Annotated in this window: 19 protein-coding genes; all 19 read left to right on the plus strand. The window is 59.7% G+C overall.

Annotation, left to right across the window (positions count from 1 at the left end):
- Positions 1 to 53: 53 nt before the first annotated feature.
- Positions 54 to 857, plus strand: coding sequence for a hypothetical protein (locus AT395_RS09115; RefSeq protein ID WP_048629061.1), 804 nt, complete (start codon positions 54 to 56; stop codon positions 855 to 857).
- Between the two features lie 6 nt (positions 858 to 863).
- Complete coding sequence (locus AT395_RS09120) at positions 864 to 1,958, plus strand: phage capsid family protein (RefSeq protein ID WP_048629062.1); 1,095 nt, start codon at positions 864 to 866, stop codon at positions 1,956 to 1,958.
- Between the two features lie 69 nt (positions 1,959 to 2,027).
- Complete coding sequence (locus AT395_RS09125; protein ID WP_048629063.1) at positions 2,028 to 2,462, plus strand: hypothetical protein; 435 nt, start codon at positions 2,028 to 2,030, stop codon at positions 2,460 to 2,462.
- A gap of 55 nt (positions 2,463 to 2,517) precedes the next feature.
- Entirely contained in the window at positions 2,518 to 2,910 is a 393-nt protein-coding gene (locus AT395_RS09130; protein WP_048629064.1) for a hypothetical protein, read from the plus strand.
- A gap of 12 nt (positions 2,911 to 2,922) precedes the next feature.
- Entirely contained in the window at positions 2,923 to 3,258 is a 336-nt protein-coding gene (locus AT395_RS09135; RefSeq protein WP_048629065.1) for a hypothetical protein, read from the plus strand.
- Complete coding sequence (locus AT395_RS09140) at positions 3,259 to 3,669, plus strand: hypothetical protein (protein ID WP_048629066.1); 411 nt, start codon at positions 3,259 to 3,261, stop codon at positions 3,667 to 3,669.
- Positions 3,666 to 5,084, plus strand: a complete 1,419-nt coding sequence (locus AT395_RS09145; protein WP_048629067.1) for a hypothetical protein — start codon at positions 3,666 to 3,668, stop codon at positions 5,082 to 5,084. The genes AT395_RS09140 and AT395_RS09145 overlap by 4 nt, the downstream gene beginning before the upstream one ends.
- Positions 5,084 to 5,458: a hypothetical protein gene (locus AT395_RS09150; RefSeq protein ID WP_048629068.1), complete on the plus strand. Its 375-nt coding sequence runs from the start codon at positions 5,084 to 5,086 to the stop codon at positions 5,456 to 5,458. The genes AT395_RS09145 and AT395_RS09150 overlap by 1 nt, the downstream gene beginning before the upstream one ends.
- 1 nt (position 5,459) lies before the next feature.
- The gene (locus AT395_RS09155) at positions 5,460 to 5,792 is read left to right on the plus strand and encodes a hypothetical protein (protein WP_048629069.1); all 333 of its coding nucleotides are present in this window, start codon (positions 5,460 to 5,462) and stop codon (positions 5,790 to 5,792) included.
- Positions 5,789 to 6,292 carry a hypothetical protein gene (locus AT395_RS09160; RefSeq protein WP_048629070.1) on the plus strand — a complete coding sequence of 168 codons (504 nt, stop codon included), beginning with the start codon at positions 5,789 to 5,791 and terminating at the stop codon, positions 6,290 to 6,292. The genes AT395_RS09155 and AT395_RS09160 overlap by 4 nt, the downstream gene beginning before the upstream one ends.
- Complete coding sequence (locus AT395_RS09165) at positions 6,283 to 7,026, plus strand: hypothetical protein (RefSeq protein WP_072632801.1); 744 nt, start codon at positions 6,283 to 6,285, stop codon at positions 7,024 to 7,026. Before AT395_RS09160 ends, AT395_RS09165 begins: the two co-directional genes overlap by 10 nt.
- A gap of 5 nt (positions 7,027 to 7,031) precedes the next feature.
- Positions 7,032 to 8,324 (plus strand): hypothetical protein, encoded by a 1,293-nt coding sequence (locus AT395_RS09170; protein WP_156219718.1) that lies wholly within the window; start codon positions 7,032 to 7,034, stop codon positions 8,322 to 8,324.
- Between the two features lies 1 nt (position 8,325).
- Complete coding sequence (locus AT395_RS09175; protein ID WP_058375178.1) at positions 8,326 to 10,893, plus strand: glycoside hydrolase family 73 protein; 2,568 nt, start codon at positions 8,326 to 8,328, stop codon at positions 10,891 to 10,893.
- 94 nt (positions 10,894 to 10,987) lie between these two features.
- Positions 10,988 to 12,961, plus strand: coding sequence for a glycoside hydrolase family 28 protein (locus tag AT395_RS09180; protein WP_156219720.1), 1,974 nt, complete (start codon positions 10,988 to 10,990; stop codon positions 12,959 to 12,961).
- Positions 12,962 to 12,991: 30 nt separating this feature from the next.
- Positions 12,992 to 13,321, plus strand: a complete 330-nt coding sequence (locus tag AT395_RS09185) for a hypothetical protein (protein WP_048629075.1) — start codon at positions 12,992 to 12,994, stop codon at positions 13,319 to 13,321.
- Complete coding sequence (locus AT395_RS09190) at positions 13,318 to 13,611, plus strand: hypothetical protein (RefSeq protein ID WP_048629076.1); 294 nt, start codon at positions 13,318 to 13,320, stop codon at positions 13,609 to 13,611. The genes AT395_RS09185 and AT395_RS09190 overlap by 4 nt, the downstream gene beginning before the upstream one ends.
- Positions 13,598 to 14,053, plus strand: a complete 456-nt coding sequence (locus tag AT395_RS09195) for a D-Ala-D-Ala carboxypeptidase family metallohydrolase (RefSeq protein WP_048629077.1) — start codon at positions 13,598 to 13,600, stop codon at positions 14,051 to 14,053. Before AT395_RS09190 ends, AT395_RS09195 begins: the two co-directional genes overlap by 14 nt.
- Positions 14,050 to 14,352, plus strand: a complete 303-nt coding sequence (locus AT395_RS09200; protein ID WP_048629078.1) for a hypothetical protein — start codon at positions 14,050 to 14,052, stop codon at positions 14,350 to 14,352. Before AT395_RS09195 ends, AT395_RS09200 begins: the two co-directional genes overlap by 4 nt.
- 459 nt (positions 14,353 to 14,811) lie before the next feature.
- Positions 14,812 to 15,447 carry a hypothetical protein gene (locus AT395_RS09215; protein WP_156890205.1) on the plus strand — a complete coding sequence of 212 codons (636 nt, stop codon included), beginning with the start codon at positions 14,812 to 14,814 and terminating at the stop codon, positions 15,445 to 15,447.
- Positions 15,448 to 15,449 lie beyond the last annotated feature (2 nt).

Raw genomic sequence — 15,449 nt, forward strand, 5'->3', positions numbered from 1 at the left:
GGGATCGGGCGTATGGCTGCCGCCGGGCCAATTCGGGCGTGTTGGAGAGAGCAATGACGACATCACTGGACGACGTTTTGAGTGGGGCAGCACCGCAAGAACCGAACGACGCCGCGCAGCAGCAGCAAGGCGACACGGCAACGGCGGCGACTGAGCAATCCACTACGGGCGACGCGGCCACGCAAGCGGAAGCGCAACAGGCAGCAGCAACGCTGAGCGTAGACGAGGGCGCGGATGCGAGTGCGACGCCGGCACAACAGACTGGATCCATGGTGCCGCTGAAAGCTCTTGAGGAAGAACGCAAGGGACGACAGGACTGGAAGGAAAAGGCAATCCGAGCCGAGGCAGCGCTCGAAGCTTTGCGGACGCAGCACTCGCAACCGCAGGCAATGCAAGCGCAACAGCCGGTCGAAATGGATCTTCATACGACGCTTCTGAACGAGCGATTCAACACCTCCGAAATGTTGCTTCGCGCCAAGCACGACGACGTTGACGACATGGTGAAGATCTTTCAGGAAGCCGTCGCAAAGAATCCGGCTCTCGGCGCGGAAATGGGACGCCAGATCAATCCGTATGGATGGATGTACGACCAGGCGAAGCGCATTCAGGCGATGGAAGAAATCGGCAGCGATCCGGCGGCGTACCGCCAGAAGTTGCGAGATGAACTCATGGCCGAGATGCAAGCGCAACAGTCGCAAGCGTCTACTGATGCATCGACCGTCGCGCAAACGACTGCCATTACCGCCCAGCCAGTCATTCCGAAAACTCTCGCGACCGCACGATCCGCCGCGCCGCGCACTGCGCCGGCATGGACGGGCCCTACGGCGCTGTCCGACATTCTCAATTCGAAGAGGTAACGAAAAATGGCTGAAACTACCGCCCGCGCGGGCTTGACCCCGCAGCAATGGGACGATCAATTCTTCATGGAATACGTCCGTGACAACCGCTTTAAGCGGTACATGGGCACCGATGAAAACTCGATCATCCAACTGAAAGACGATCTGACCCGCAAGTCGGGAGATCGCGTGACCTTCGCCAACGTCCGCAAGCTCAAGGGACAAGGCGTCACCGGCAACCAGGTGCTCGAAGGCAACGAAGAAGAACTCGACTCGCGTTCGATGGCCGTCACGGTCAATCCGCTGCGCAATGCCGTAATCGTCACCGACTGGGATGAGCAGAAGTCAGCGATCGACCTGCGCAACGCAGGAAAAATGGCACTTAAGCTTTGGGCGATGGAAAAGCTGCGTGACGCCACGATCGCGGCGCTGTACTCGATCAATGGCGTTCCCTACGCATCGGCGACCGAGGTGCAGAAAGATGCATGGTTGGCCGACAATGCCGACCGCGTGCTCTTCGGCGCATCGGTGTCGAACAACACGGGCAACGACCACTCGGCGTCGCTCGCGAACATCGACAACACTGCCGACAAGCTCAGCACGGACATGATCAGCCTTGCCAAGCGCCGCGCACAACTCGCATCACCGGCCATTAAACCGATTCGATTGAACGAGGATGAAGAGTGGTTCGTGATGTTCGCGAACTCGTTAGCGTTCCGTGATCTGGGCAAAGACCCAGCGATGGTTCAAGCCAACCGTGATGCGCGCGCTCGCGAGGGCAACTCGATGAACAGCAATCCGCTGTTCACCGGCGGTTCTCTCGTCTGGGACGGCGTGATCATCCGCGAAATCCCAGAAATCCCGTATCTCCCTGGTGTGGGCGCCGGTGGCATTCAGGTCGGTGCCAACTTCCTCGTGGGTGCGCAGGCGGTCGGCGTCGCATGGGCTCAGCGCACGAAGTCGACTACCGATGTGCGTGACTACGGCTACCGAACCGGTGTCGGTGTTCAGGAGATCCGCGGCGTCGAAAAGCTCCTCTTCGGCAAGGGCCCGGACGACACCGCGAACCTGGTGCAACACGGCGTGCATACGGTATATGCCGCCGCCGTGGCCGACGCCTGATCGCCCGTGATGTTAACGCGGGCCTTCGGGCCCGCTTCCCGAACCGCATTTGAAATCGAGGAAACGGACATGACCACCTTTACTGCAACAAATACCGGCACGGCAAATGCTGTCGCTGGCGTGGGCGATGGCCACGGCCTGAAGGCTGTGGTTGGCGTATTCACGTTGGGCGCCGCACTGGCACTGAACGATGTGATCGCGAGCCCGACGCTGCCCAAGGGCGCAACTATCGTCGATGTCATCGTCACTGCGACGGATCTCGACACGAACGGAACGCCAACGATCTCGCTCGACGTCGGCTACGGCGACGATCCGGATTATTTCATTCAGGCGTCGACCATCGGCCAGACCGGCGGCGTGGCGCGCGCTTCGGCTCCGACGGCCAAGCCCTTGCTGCTAGCGCTGAACGATACCGTTGATGTGACGGTGAAAGCTGCGCCGGCGACGGGCGCTACCACCGGCACCGTATCTATCGTCGTTCTATTCCTGCCGCCGAACGCGTAAGCCGAAACGTGGACATACGGGCGGCGCGGTCTGGCCGCCCACAAAGGAGAAAGAAATGGCAAAGGTCAAATACCTGGGTGATCCGAGCGGTGACGAGCATCGCCACTCGATTGAACACGTCGGCGTGAAGCTCTCGCGTGGCGAGTGGGCGGAGCTGCCTGACCATGCCGCCAAGAAACTCGCGGGCAATCCGCATTTCGAGGTGAAAGGCATTGCGGCAGATGGCGATTCGAATGCTGGGTCTGCTGCGTCGGACGCCCGTATCGCTGAGTTGACCGCGTCGAACGAGGCGCTCGCCGCCGAAGTCGAGAAGCTGACGGCGGCTCTCGATGAGCGTGGCAAGACGCTTCAGGAGGCAACGGCCCGCATCGCTGAGTTGGAAGCGACGGTCACCTCGTTGCAGATCCCGCCGGTCGACGAGGCGCCCGCGAAAGCGTCGAAGAAATAAGCGAGGCCGCACATGGCAGCGACGATCAACGATCTGGCGACCCGAGTACTGCAAAAGCTGCGCGTCCTGAGCGTGGGGCAGACGGCGTACCCCGAGGATATGGAAATCGCGAAGCAGAAGATCCGCGCGGCGCATGCGTCGTTCCGCAAGGATGAGCGCGTGCGCTGGACGATTTCGTCGCTGCCTGAGGCCGCCGAGGAACCCTACGTGATGCTCGCGGCGTATTTCTGCGCCCCCGAGTTTCGCAAACAGGCCGACCCGTCGTGGGTCACGTTCGCCGAGCGCGAAATTAACGCGGTCATCCAGACGCCCACATCCGGCGTGCCGGTGTGCACGGAGTATTTCTGAATGGACATCTCTTTCTCGGTCGCTATGGATCAGCCCGCAGAGCGGCGCGATTTTGAAGTCGCGGCCGGGGACGATTTCCGCGTACTGCTCAGCGTCTATGCCAAAGACGTCGACGACGGCTCGCTACCGGTCGACCTGACGGGCAAGACGCTTACGCTGAAGGTGGCGGACTGTGCCTATCCGCCGCTGACCGTGTCGGCTGCCGGTGCCGCGCAGACTGCGTTCGTGTTTGTGCCCGGTAATACGAAGGACGCATGTGGGCGCCTGCCTTACACGATCAAGATGACCGATAACACCAGCGGGAAGGTCACGACTTTGGCGTTTGGCGCGATGGTCGTGCGCAACGCTGGTGCGTGCGTCTGGCCACAGGGCAACGATTACGGCTGGCGCGGTTACGGGAGGCTCGTATGATCCCGCTTCCGCTCACCGGCGGCTCGTCAAAGGCTCGCAGCCACATTGCGTCGAGCGTCCGTTCGCTGAACCTCTATGGCGAGAAGAACCCGCAGGGAAGCGAATTCCCCGAGACCTATTACCCGACGCCGGGCCTGCGCAAACTCGCGACCGCGCCGGAATCCGGTTACGCGGGCCTTTACGTCAGCTCGGCAAATGAACTGTTCGCGGCCGTCGGAAAGTCGATTTACCAGATCGGCAGCGATTACTCGTTCACGAAGATCGGCGAGATTGGCACGCCTGCCGGGCCGGTGTCGATGCAGGACAACACGCTTCAAATCGTGATCGTCGACGGCTCGCCGAATGGCTGGACGGTCGAGATGAACACGAAGGCATTCGCCAAGATCACCGATCCGGCGTTCTACGGCTCGCCGCGCGCGTCCATCGTCGACGACTTCATGGTCTTCAACCAGCCGGGCACACGCCAGTTCTATGTCTCGCCTGCGCTCTCGATGGATCTCGACCCGCTCGACATCGCGGCGAAGAATGGTGCGCCCGACAAGCTGGTTGTCGCGGTCGTGGCAAACCGTCTTATCTGGTTGCTTGGCGAGCGCAGTACTGAAATCTGGAATAACACCGGGGCATCTGATTTTGCCTTCGCACGATATCCGGGCGTCTTCATTCAGCATGGGTGCGCGGCGGCGGCGTCCCCCGCTGTGGCCGACAGCGCCGTCTTCTGGCTCGGCCAGGACGAGCAAGGCGGCGGCCTGGTGTTCCGTGGTAGCCAGTTGAGCGCGCAACTGATCTCGACGCCGGCGCTCACTGAGGAATTGCGCTCGTATCCGCGACTCGACGATGCGATCGGCTATATCCATCAGCTTGACTCGCATTTGTTCTATGTCCTGACGTTCCCGACTGCTGATCGAACGTGGTGCTACGACATGCTCTCGAGCGAGTGGCATGAGCGCGGCTGGATGAGCGACGACGGAAAGCAGCATCGCCACCGGGGCGCGTGCTTCGCCAACTGGCGCGGCAAGCAGATCGTGGGGGACTGGGAGACGGGAGATCTCTACGAACTCACGCCTGATGCCTACGACGACGCGGGGGAGGAGACTCTTCGTTTGCGCTCTTGGGCAATCGCCGGTGGCAGTGGTGAGCCGATGAGCTACGACAAATTCCGCGCGGTGATGGAGGTCGGCGAGGCGTCCTCATATGAGGACGACCCGAAGGCCCGTCTTCGCTGGTCTGATACGCGCGGCAGAACTTGGTCGAATGCGATCTCGATGAGCGTGGGCAAGCGCGGTGAGTTCTCGCGCAATGTGGAGCGTCATCGCCTCGGAACCGATCTTGCGAATGGTCGAATTTTTGAACTTGCGTGGTCAGCAAATTGTAAAACGGCATTGGCCGGAGCGTATGTCGATGTGGGGGCTGATTAATGGCAGACATCGCACCGCTCCCTTTCCCGCCGCGCGAAGTTCCGTTTCTGCTTCAGGACGGTTCCGGGCGTGTCAATGAAATCTGGCTCGAATTCATCATAGGCTTCTTCGGACGCACCGGTGGCGAGAGCGGCAACGAACAGGGAAGTATTCCTGTCGATGTGACGGACCTCCAACTAGACGCAGAGAGCATGCGTGCCGCATCGCTGGCCGTCGCTGCGCTCGCGCGCCTGGCAGAGATTGAAACGATGCTCATGGCGGCCGTGCCCCAACCGCCGATGATGATCAGTACTTCAGATATGGCCGCAATGGCCACCGACGTCGTTTCGCGCCGGGCTGACAGCGACGACATTCGAATTCTTATGGGGGTCTGACATGGCCGTGAATTGGTACGTACTCTCTCAGTCGGTGATCGCTGCCGGCGCAGCCGTAGCGAAATATGCGCCAACGGCGAAGCGTCAGGGCGTCATCCACTCAGCGCACGCTTGGAATCCTACGGCATCGGCTGTCACGCTGAATTTCTATCTCGTCCCAACTGCCGGATCTGCTGGCGCGGCAACGCAGATCTGGCAGGTATCGGTACCCGCTGGGAAGGCAATTCTGATCCCGGAACTGGCGAACGTAAAGATTCCGAATCCGAATGCGCTTTTCGTCGATGGCGCCGGCGTCACGCTGACTCTTACGGGCGCGGAGGCCGACGTCGCATGAAGATTTCCATCGAAACATTTACGCGCGAACTTGCGGACGAGATTACACCACTCGGACAGCAAAGCTGGGACGAATGTTCGGACATTAAGAAGGACACCTGTGCCTATCACGGGCAGCGTGGCCTTCAGATCGATCCAGATATCGATCAGTATCTCTTCCTTGCCCAACACCAATCATTAATCGCCATGACGCTGCGTGACGAAGGTGAAGTGTTGCGCGGATATGCGCTGGTGATCCTCTACAAAAGCCTTCACCTGAAAACCGAGTTATGCGCAAACGTCGATACGTTTTACGTACAGCACAATTACCGGCTCTCCATGCCACGCCTCATGTCGCACATCGAAAAAACGGCCCGCGAACGAGGGGTCAGCATCATCGGGTGGCCGGTAACTAGGACTGGGAATCTGTACAAGATTCTCAAAAATCGCGGTTATATCGCCGACGACGTAGTGATGGAATTCAAATTGAAAGACCTTCCGGGAGATGAGACATGTGCGTAGCAGCAGCAATTGTCGGAGGGTCTGTCGCAAGCGCAGGTATCGGTGCGATAGCATCGAGCAGCGCAGCCGATACGCAGGCAGACGCGGCACAGCGCGCGGCAGATACGTCCTACGCTCAATATCAGCAGACGCGTGAGGACTTAGCGCCATATCGCGACTTTGGACAAAAGGCTATAGGCGGCCTGGATTCTGCACTGGCAAATCCTCTCCTATCCGCTTCGTTTACGGCGCCAACCGCCGCTGAAGCCGCCGCGACGCCAGGCTATCAGTTCACCCTCGATCAGGGGTTGAAGGCCGCACAGAACAGTGCATCCGCGCGTGGGTTGGGAGCATCTGGCGCAGCACTGAAAGGTGCTGAGGCGTATGCGACCGGACTGGCCGACAGCACCTACAACGACACGTTTAACCGGAATCTCGCCGCGTTCAAAACGAATTACAGCTCTGCGTCCGACAACGTGAATCGTTTGCTGGCGGCCGCTGGTCTCGGCCAGAACGCTGCCGCGCAGACTGGAAACGCCGGTGCGCAGGCTGCGAACTCGGTTGCGAACTCAATCACTTCTGCGGGCAATGCGTCCGCCGCTGGAACCGTAGGGGTCGGCAACGCGATCAGCGGGGGTATCAACAGCGCCGCAAACGGACTTCTCCTGAACAATTTGCTCTCGAATAACACGAGCATGTACGGCTCGCGCGGCGCGTTCACGAGTTCGCAATTCTCCAACCCGGATGGACGGTGATCAATATGGCTATCGATCCGAGCATCCCCCTTCAGGTCAACACGCAGGCGTTCAATCCGCTCACGGCGTATGCGCAGGCTTCTGCAATCTCTGATGCTCGCCAGCGCAATGCGCTTACCGACTTGGCGATTCAAGACAAGCGACGCGAGATGGCGCAGTCGCAGGGTGTAAGTGATGCATATCGCGCGAATACCAACCCGGACGGCACAGTGAATCGTACCGGCCTCATTGGGGCACTCGCATCCGGCGGCCAAGGAGCAGCAATCCCGGGCATTCAGAAGCAGTTGCTTGACGCTGATACGGCGCAACTCACCCAGCAGAAGGCGCAAATCGATTTGGGATTGCAACGGTTTGGTGCACTCGCTCAAGTACTCAGCGGCGTGTCCGATCAACCGTCGTACGAAGCTGCGATTCAGCATGCGGCACAGACGTTCGGCCCGCAAGCCGTCGCAAATCTTCCGGCGCAGTATGACCCGAGGTTTGTTCAAGGAAAGCTTAATGAAGCACTGACGATCAAGGACCAGCTCGACCAGAAGCAAAAGCAACTCGATTACGACCTGCGCGTGCGCACTGCCGACGAAACGCAACGGCACAACACGGCAACGGAAGGTCAGGCGCAATTGCATTATGACCCTGCGAATGGCGTGATCGTGAATACGCAGACCGGCCAAGCGCGACCGGCAGTCGGCCCCGATGGTCAGTCCATTCAGCAGCCCGGCGGGAAGCTGAACGAATCGCAGGCTAACGCGACGGCGTTCGGCGCGCGCGCTCTCGATGCACAGAATCTGCTTCGTGACCTCGAATCGAATGGCGTCACGAGCGGCAGCCGGATCGTTCAGGCGGCGGGTGCAGTTCCCGTGATCGGCGGCGCGCTCGGTGCGCTGGCAAATGTGGCCGGTGCCGCATCGGACCAGCAGCAATCCTACGATCAGGCGAAGCGTAATTTCATCTCGGCTGTGCTGCGCAAGGAGTCCGGCGCGGCTATTGCCGAAAGCGAGTTCGTCAACGAAGACAAGAAATATTTCCCGCAGCCCGGCGACAGCGCCGCGACTATCAGCCAGAAAGCGCGCGCCCGCGATCTCGCCATTGAAGCGCTGAAGACGCAGGCCGGCCCCGGTGCAAATCTCATTCCGGGGATCATCGGAAACACGAACAAGGACGCGGCCGGCGCGACGCAGAAGCCTGCTCAGCAGACTCAACAACCGGCTATCGGGCAGGATGCCGCACTTTCCGAGTTGCGCCGACGCGCAGCCGGCAATCCTGCGCTCGCAGAACGTCTGAAGGCGATGGGGTACTGACATGGCCGATTTCAGCACTCTGAGCGACGATCAACTTCTGGCCAGCCTCGCACCAGCGCGCGCCGCACCACAATCCTTCACGCCTGCGTCGTTCGCGCAGCAATATGGCCACGTCGCGCAGGCTACCGGGCAGAAACTCGGCGTCGATCCGTCGCTTCTGCTCGGTCAGTGGGGGCTTGAGACCGGCTGGGGAAAGTCTATCGTTCCGGGCACGAACAATCTCGGAAACATCAAGGATTTTTCTGGTGAAGGCGTCGCAGCACGCGACAACATGACCGGTTCTAGCGATAGATACCGGGCATATGCCACGCCACAGGCATTCGCCGATGATTATGCCGACCTGATTTCGCGCAAGTATCCCGGCGTCGTTGGCAGCGGCAGCGACTCGGCCAAGTTCGCATCTGCGCTCAAGGCCGGCGGTTACGCGCAAGACCCCAACTACGTCTCGAAGCTTCAGCAGGTAATTTCGACAGCCCAGCGTGCACAGCCCTCGGCGCTCTCCCGCGTCGGCAATGCCGTGGCGGGTGCAATCTCTGGAACGGCCAACGCGGCCACCCCTCAGGAACTCTCCGGGATCAGTGATGCAGATCTGCTCGCTGCTCTGGCATCCCGCGGCGTGCAACCACAGGCGTCGCCACAGCCGCGCGGCACGGTTGAGGAAGTGGGGCGGCAACTCGGGCTCACCGCACGTGCTGCCGGTCACGGTATTGCTGACGCGCTCGGGCTCGTCGCGAACCCGGTCAACGCGTTGATCAATACAGTGACTGGATCGAAGTTTCAGGATGTGGATACGCTCATCAAGCGCGGTGTCGACGCCATCACACCGACACCTGCGAATACCACCGAGCGCGTCGTCGGAGACATCGCCGGGGCAGTCGCAAACCCGGTGAACCTGCTTGGCGGACAACTGGCGACTGGCGCGACCTCGACGCTCGGTGCCATCGGGCGCGGCGCCGTGGCAGGTGCTGCGACCGCAGGCATGCAGCCGCTGCACGCAGACGACACACTCGCAGACTATGGCAGGCGCATCGGCGCGGGGGCGGCCGGTGGAGCGGCTGGCGCGGGGGCGGGGCAAGCCATCGGCGCGGTCGCCGACAAGGTCGCGACCGGCATTGATCGCGTCATGTCTGCCGTTCGCTCACGAATCCCGTCGAATCAAGTCGCAGCACAGGTAAGCGCAGACGACCTTCTCGCAGCCGCCGCACGCGACCAGAACATCGACCTTTCCGCGCTCTCGCAAAACGTGCGGAACGGGCTGCGGAATCAAGCCGCTGAAGCGCTCGCGAGCAATCGCACTATCGACGCCCCTGCGCTGCTTCGACAGGCCGAAGGAACCGCTGTCCTTGGCTCAGGCAACGGTCTGACATTGGGGCAGGCCACCCGCGACCCGATGCAGTTCGCCACCGAACGCAATATGCGCGGCATCGTCGGGGCCGGGGAACCGCTAGCGGAACGTTTCGCGGGGCAAAATCGCGCGCTCATCGACTCGCTTAACCGGCGCGGCGCAGCGAACGCGGCCGACGAATTCAACACGGGGCAGGCTGCAATCGACGCTGTGTCTGCCGTCGATAAGGCCGCGCGCGACAGGATCGCTGGGCTGTACGGTCAGGCACGTGATCTCAACGCAGGTGATATCCCGTTAGATCATGTCGGATTCATTAAATCGGCTAACGAGGCGCTCGATAAGAATCTGAAGCAGGCATTCCTGCCGGATGACGTTCGGAAGACACTTAATAGTATCAGCAGCGGCGACACACCATTGACAGTCGGCGTCGCAGAACAACTTAAGACAATTCTCGGCGATGCCACAAAAACCGCGCAGCGCGCGGGAAACGGCAATCAGGTAGCAGCGCTCGGAATGGTTCGTGACGCCCTTGAAAACGTCCCTGCGTCTGGCTCAGTCGGCGTGGAAGCTCAGACTGCATTCAATGCAGCACGTGCTGCGGCTCGTGAACGATTCGGGGCAATTGACAGCAATCCGGCCCTTAAGGCGGTCGTGAATGGCGACGCCGTGCCTGACAACTTCTTCAAGCGTTATGTCCTGAACGGAAATGTGAAGGATGTGAATTCGCTGATGGGAATCGTGCCCGATCAGGGCGTGTCGCTGCGAAACCAGATCGTCGACTACTTGAAACAGAAGGCGCTCAAAGGAGCCTCGGACGAAGTGGGTGTCTTCAGCCAATCGGACTACAACAAGGCGCTCAACTCGTTGGGTGATGCGAAGTTGAATGCGCTGTTCCCACCGGAACAGGTGGCACAGCTCAAGCAGATTGGGCGAGTCGCCAGCTACATCCAAGCGCAACCGGCAGGATCTGCGGTGAACAACTCGAATACGGCGTCTGCCGGGGCAAATCTTGCACTCGGCGCACTCGACCGTTTAGGGAAGGTGCCAGGGCTGAACATTGCCCGTAATTCGATCAACCAGTTTCTCAACGAACGTGCGACGGGCCAGGCGCTTGCTAGCCAGATTGATAGCGTGGCGCGCCCCGTTACGGCGGACACGGTCAACCAGCTTCTGCCGTTCCTTCCAGGGATCGCGGGGGCTGCGAGCGTACCAGACCGCCGCTAAGCGAATGAAAGCTGTGAAAAGCATCGACGCCGTGAATGAGATTAACCACTTTTCCATGATTGGCCTTTTGGCTTGGATTTTCGGAGTTTAGACCATGTCATCGATTCTTCCCAACGGCAGAACCCAATTCCTCGACATCAACGGTCGGCCGCTTGTGAATGGCAAGGTTTTCTATTACGAGCCAAATACTGAGACCCCGAAAGATACCTATGCTGACGTCGATTCAGACATCCCCAATCCCCATCCCGTGGTACTTGATGGGCGCGGAGAGGCGTCTATTTGGGGAAATGGTCATTATCGTCAAGTAGTCAAAGATCAAAATGATCAACTTATCTACGACGTTATCACGCGAGAACTAGGTGAGGACATCGCCGCAGCGTCGAAAAAGATAATGGATGACCTGGCCAATGCCACAGACGACACGCTTGGAGATGCGTTGATCGGTGTCAAGCAGCCATACACCGGCGCTGTGTCGATGACGCAGCACGACTTCAACAAGGCATATCTGACGACAATGGCCTTCGGCATCACCGGTGCTGGTGATGAAACGACGCGGATGCAGAGCGCAATTAATGCCGCTGCCGCTGCGGGCTTGCGGCTCATCTGTACCGTCCCACAGATTACGGTGACTCAGCTTTATCTCCCCACGGGCATACAGCTTGATCTTGGCACTACCGTATTGAAACGGGCGGACGGCGCAAACGTGCCATTGCTGCGCAATTCGAACAACTCGTTTACCGCGGGAACATACGGAAACTCGGATATCCGAATTTATGGCGGCGTGCTGGACTTCAATGGCATGAATCAGGCAGACGTGGGTACCGATGGGGCTTGGTTGGTTGGTATGCGGTTTGCCGGTGTTCGCGGGCTCCATTTTCTGAATGGGGTTCGGATCAAGAACAGCCGCAGGTTCAATGTTTTCATCTGCAATTGCCGGCATGTACGCGTCACCGGCGGCATTACTATCGAAAACGATCCCGCGATTCCATCGACGAACAAGGACGGAATCCACATCAATGGGAAAACGTCGGACGTCGTGATCGATGTGGTGTCCGCGACATACTCGGACGACGATGCGGTTGCCCTGAACGCTGATGATGACAACTTCGGCGGGGATCTCATTGCCACGAATATCAACGGCCCGATCGACGATGTGACGATTGGCTCCGTGGTGCTGAAATCATCACGAAACGGTGTACGGCTGCTTTCTGCAACGAACCGCATCCGCAATGTCCATATCGGCTCGATCTCGGGAGAGGTAAGCGTCTATGCCTTCAACGTCGAGGATTACGGGCTAGGTACGTCGTCTTGGTATCAGGACATCAATGTTGGATCGATAGATTGCGTATTCGGGCAGCGGCCGTATCCGTTAGCGCTTTCGCCGATGGTGAACATCAACACCCTGAACCACAGCATCAACGCATACAGCAATTTCCATATCGGTCAGATCCATCGGTCTCAGGAGGATGTGGACGGTCAGGATCGCTCGACGATTGTCTTTTCGCCGTCGCGAACCGAACTCAAAGTGGGCCATATTTCTGAGAGAAATTGCAGCCATTTGTACGCTGTGCAAATCCTGTCCGGCAGCGGCGGCGTAAAGTTCGAGCTTGCGCGATTCCAGCGCTTTAACAGTCGAGCTTCGGGCGGCATCTACACGACACCTGTGCGTGTGACGAATGCCACTGGTGTGATCGACTACGTGAAAATCGGAGAGATCCAGGCAGACAGATTGCAACTAAATCTGCTCATCGAAAATTCCACTGTCGGGCAAGTTGACATGGAAGCGCTAACACAGACGGACGTGGTACCGATCTACCTAACGTCGTCTGTCATTCGACGTCTTTACTGGAAGTCATTCGACATACCCAGTTACGGACTGTATTCGCGACGGTATCAGCTAACCGGAACGGGATCTGCCGTTCAGTTCGAACGTCCGGCGCCTCTTGGCGGCACATCTGCTCAGAGGCCAATCAACCCTGCGTATGGGGACAACTTCCTTGATATCACGCTCGGGAAACCTATCTGGTGGAACGGTCGCTGGATCGATTCCACTGGCGCATCCGTTTAATGAATTGAATAACCGCTCTGGGGTGGGCTGATGAATGAAGCGAACGGCATGCGCAAGCAATGGGCTATCAACTGGGGAGCGGTGGGCGTTGTCATAAGCGCAACTCTATCTGCTGGCGCGACTGCGCTTGCCGTGAACCGCTCGTACTTTGATCTGGTTAGCGACGTCAGATCGATCAAGGAAGAAAACGCGGTGCAGAACGACCGCATGACACGTATCGAGCGATCTCAGGCGGATCTCAAGAACGACACAGCGCAGCAACTTCGGGACATCGGCGGTGACGTCAAAGAGATACGAAGCATTCTGTTGAACAACGCGGCCGGGCAGCGGCCCGACATCGCACGGTGGAGTCGGAGATGAGCATGCGCAAATTTCTCGTTGACGACATTGCAACGCTCAAGCGGCGTTGGTCGACGTGGACAGCGGCCCTTACTGCGGTGGCACTCGTTGCCATTCCGGAAGCCGCTGACCGATGGAAAGAGGACCTATCGCCGGTCGTGCTTCAGTTTCTGCCGCAGTCGTGGGGGCAGAACGCCGTGGCCATCGCCGGCTTTCTGCTGGTGATCGCGGCGCAGTGCATCCGGCAGAAGGCGGTATTCGACGCGCTGCGGCGCATCTTTCGCAAGGGAGGCGACGATGGCACCCAATGAACTGACCGCGCATTTCACGCTCGACGAGCTCACTCACAGCCAGACGGCTGAGCGGCGCGACATCGACAACAGCGCGCCCGAGGATGTCGTCGCCAATCTGACGCGCGTGGCACAAACGCTTGAGCGCGTGCGCGTGCTGCTTGGCAGTCGGCCGATCACCATTTCGTCAGGGTATCGCTCGCCGGACCTGAACCGCGCCGTGGGCGGGGCGCGTAACAGCGCCCACCTTTACGGGCTGGCGGCCGACTTCATCTGCCCGGGATACGGCACGCCGTTGCAAATCTGTAAGGCGATCGCAGCCTCGGGCATCGACTTCGACCAGTTGATTCAGGAAGGGACGTGGGTTCACCTGGGATTGGCGCAGCCCGGTCAGAAAAGCCGCCGGCAGGTGCTCACGGCAAACTTCTCGGGCGGCGCGGCAACGTATCGGGAGGGGCTATGACGGCGTTCCTCGCATTGCTGGTGAAAGTCGGCCCGTGGGTGCTCGGTGTGCTGGGCGTCGTGTTCGGTGCGTTCCGGCACCAGCAGGCCAAGACGGCGACGGCCGAGGCCGCGCAAAAAGTGGCCGACGCCCAGAAGGCGCAGGCGCAGAACGATGCCGCGCTCGCCGCGGCGAATCAGGCTGGCGCACAGACCGGCGCCGACAACGCAAAGGTGAGACGCGATGAAGACGCTACTGCTGCTGGTTTGCCTGCTGGTGACGCTGGCCGGGTGCTGCACAACGAATGGGACAGGGACTGAGCCGCGCGTCGAGTACAAGACGAAAATCGTCGACACCGCATGTGACTGGACGAAACCGATCTACGTGTCGAAGGCCGACGTGCTGACCGATCAGACGGCGGCCGACATCCTCGCGCACAATCGCGCCGGGGCAAAGGTCTGCGGCTGGAAGCCCCGCAGCAAATAACTTCACTTCTTCGGCGTGCCCGGCCCACCATGGCTATTGGGGCCCCGGGTGCCAACCCTTCGTATCGTCAATCTCAATCGCGCCGGCATCCTCCGGCTCATAGACGGCGCCCGGGTGGAACTGCGCGAACCAATCGCGTGCCGTCTGCTCGTCCATGCGATGACGAGTCTGCTTCCAGCGCCTCGAACCGGGCGTCCGGTATCGGTAGAAGTGGATAGTTTTCATGGCGCAATTCCTGATTGCCTACGCCAGGGTTACGCCAAAATTTCTTAATCTCTATGTGTGACGCGGGTTTGCTGGCGATTCTTGGTCCCCCCGACAGGAACTCCGATGTTCCGGAATCCGGAACCACAAAAGACAACTCCAAAAGACAAGACCAAAAGACAACTCCAAAAGAAGCCCTTTCGCGCTCGCTTCGCGAACGCTTTGAGATTTTTTGGGCTGGGTATCCGAAACGGAAATCCAAGAAGACCGCCGAGAAGGCGTTCGCAAAGCTCAACCCTGACGAGCAGCTCTTTGCCGACCTGATGGCCGGGCTTGAGCGGGCCAAGACCTCGGGGCAGTGGGCAAATCCGCAGTTCATCCCGCACGCGGCGTCCTGGCTGAATGCCGGCGGTTGGATGGACGAAATTCAATCCGCGTACACCGATGCCGAACTGGCCGTGATCCGGGGCTTTAACGAAGTCCTCGGGGAGCATGTCGGCAAGGTCGATGAGACCGTGTTCGTGGAGGAGCGGGCGGGGGCGATTCGCGCTCTGATCACCTTGGGCGCTGAGAAGCGACAGAACCCGGAGATGTGGCGTGACTACTTCCCATGGGTCAAGGCGAACGTCGAATTTCCGCCGAAAGCGTCTTTCGATTGGCTGATCAGCCCGAAAGGCTTCAGCAACGTGATCGGCGGCCAGCACAACAAGGCGGACAAGCGATGAGT

This window comes from Pandoraea apista (assembly GCF_001465595.2).
Lineage (GTDB): Bacteria > Pseudomonadota > Gammaproteobacteria > Burkholderiales > Burkholderiaceae > Pandoraea > Pandoraea apista.

Coding starts and splice junctions, on each gene's coding strand:
- AT395_RS09115 (WP_048629061.1), top strand. CDS start 54: ATGACGACATCACTGGACGACGTTTTGAGTGGGGCAGCACCGCAAGAA.
- AT395_RS09120 (WP_048629062.1), top strand. CDS start 864: ATGGCTGAAACTACCGCCCGCGCGGGCTTGACCCCGCAGCAATGGGAC.
- AT395_RS09125 (WP_048629063.1), top strand. CDS start 2,028: ATGACCACCTTTACTGCAACAAATACCGGCACGGCAAATGCTGTCGCT.
- AT395_RS09130 (WP_048629064.1), top strand. CDS start 2,518: ATGGCAAAGGTCAAATACCTGGGTGATCCGAGCGGTGACGAGCATCGC.
- AT395_RS09135 (WP_048629065.1), top strand. CDS start 2,923: ATGGCAGCGACGATCAACGATCTGGCGACCCGAGTACTGCAAAAGCTG.
- AT395_RS09140 (WP_048629066.1), top strand. CDS start 3,259: ATGGACATCTCTTTCTCGGTCGCTATGGATCAGCCCGCAGAGCGGCGC.
- AT395_RS09145 (WP_048629067.1), top strand. CDS start 3,666: ATGATCCCGCTTCCGCTCACCGGCGGCTCGTCAAAGGCTCGCAGCCAC.
- AT395_RS09150 (WP_048629068.1), top strand. CDS start 5,084: ATGGCAGACATCGCACCGCTCCCTTTCCCGCCGCGCGAAGTTCCGTTT.
- AT395_RS09155 (WP_048629069.1), top strand. CDS start 5,460: ATGGCCGTGAATTGGTACGTACTCTCTCAGTCGGTGATCGCTGCCGGC.
- AT395_RS09160 (WP_048629070.1), top strand. CDS start 5,789: ATGAAGATTTCCATCGAAACATTTACGCGCGAACTTGCGGACGAGATT.
- AT395_RS09165 (WP_072632801.1), top strand. CDS start 6,283: ATGTGCGTAGCAGCAGCAATTGTCGGAGGGTCTGTCGCAAGCGCAGGT.
- AT395_RS09170 (WP_156219718.1), top strand. CDS start 7,032: ATGGCTATCGATCCGAGCATCCCCCTTCAGGTCAACACGCAGGCGTTC.
- AT395_RS09175 (WP_058375178.1), top strand. CDS start 8,326: ATGGCCGATTTCAGCACTCTGAGCGACGATCAACTTCTGGCCAGCCTC.
- AT395_RS09180 (WP_156219720.1), top strand. CDS start 10,988: ATGTCATCGATTCTTCCCAACGGCAGAACCCAATTCCTCGACATCAAC.
- AT395_RS09185 (WP_048629075.1), top strand. CDS start 12,992: ATGAATGAAGCGAACGGCATGCGCAAGCAATGGGCTATCAACTGGGGA.
- AT395_RS09190 (WP_048629076.1), top strand. CDS start 13,318: ATGAGCATGCGCAAATTTCTCGTTGACGACATTGCAACGCTCAAGCGG.
- AT395_RS09195 (WP_048629077.1), top strand. CDS start 13,598: ATGGCACCCAATGAACTGACCGCGCATTTCACGCTCGACGAGCTCACT.
- AT395_RS09200 (WP_048629078.1), top strand. CDS start 14,050: ATGACGGCGTTCCTCGCATTGCTGGTGAAAGTCGGCCCGTGGGTGCTC.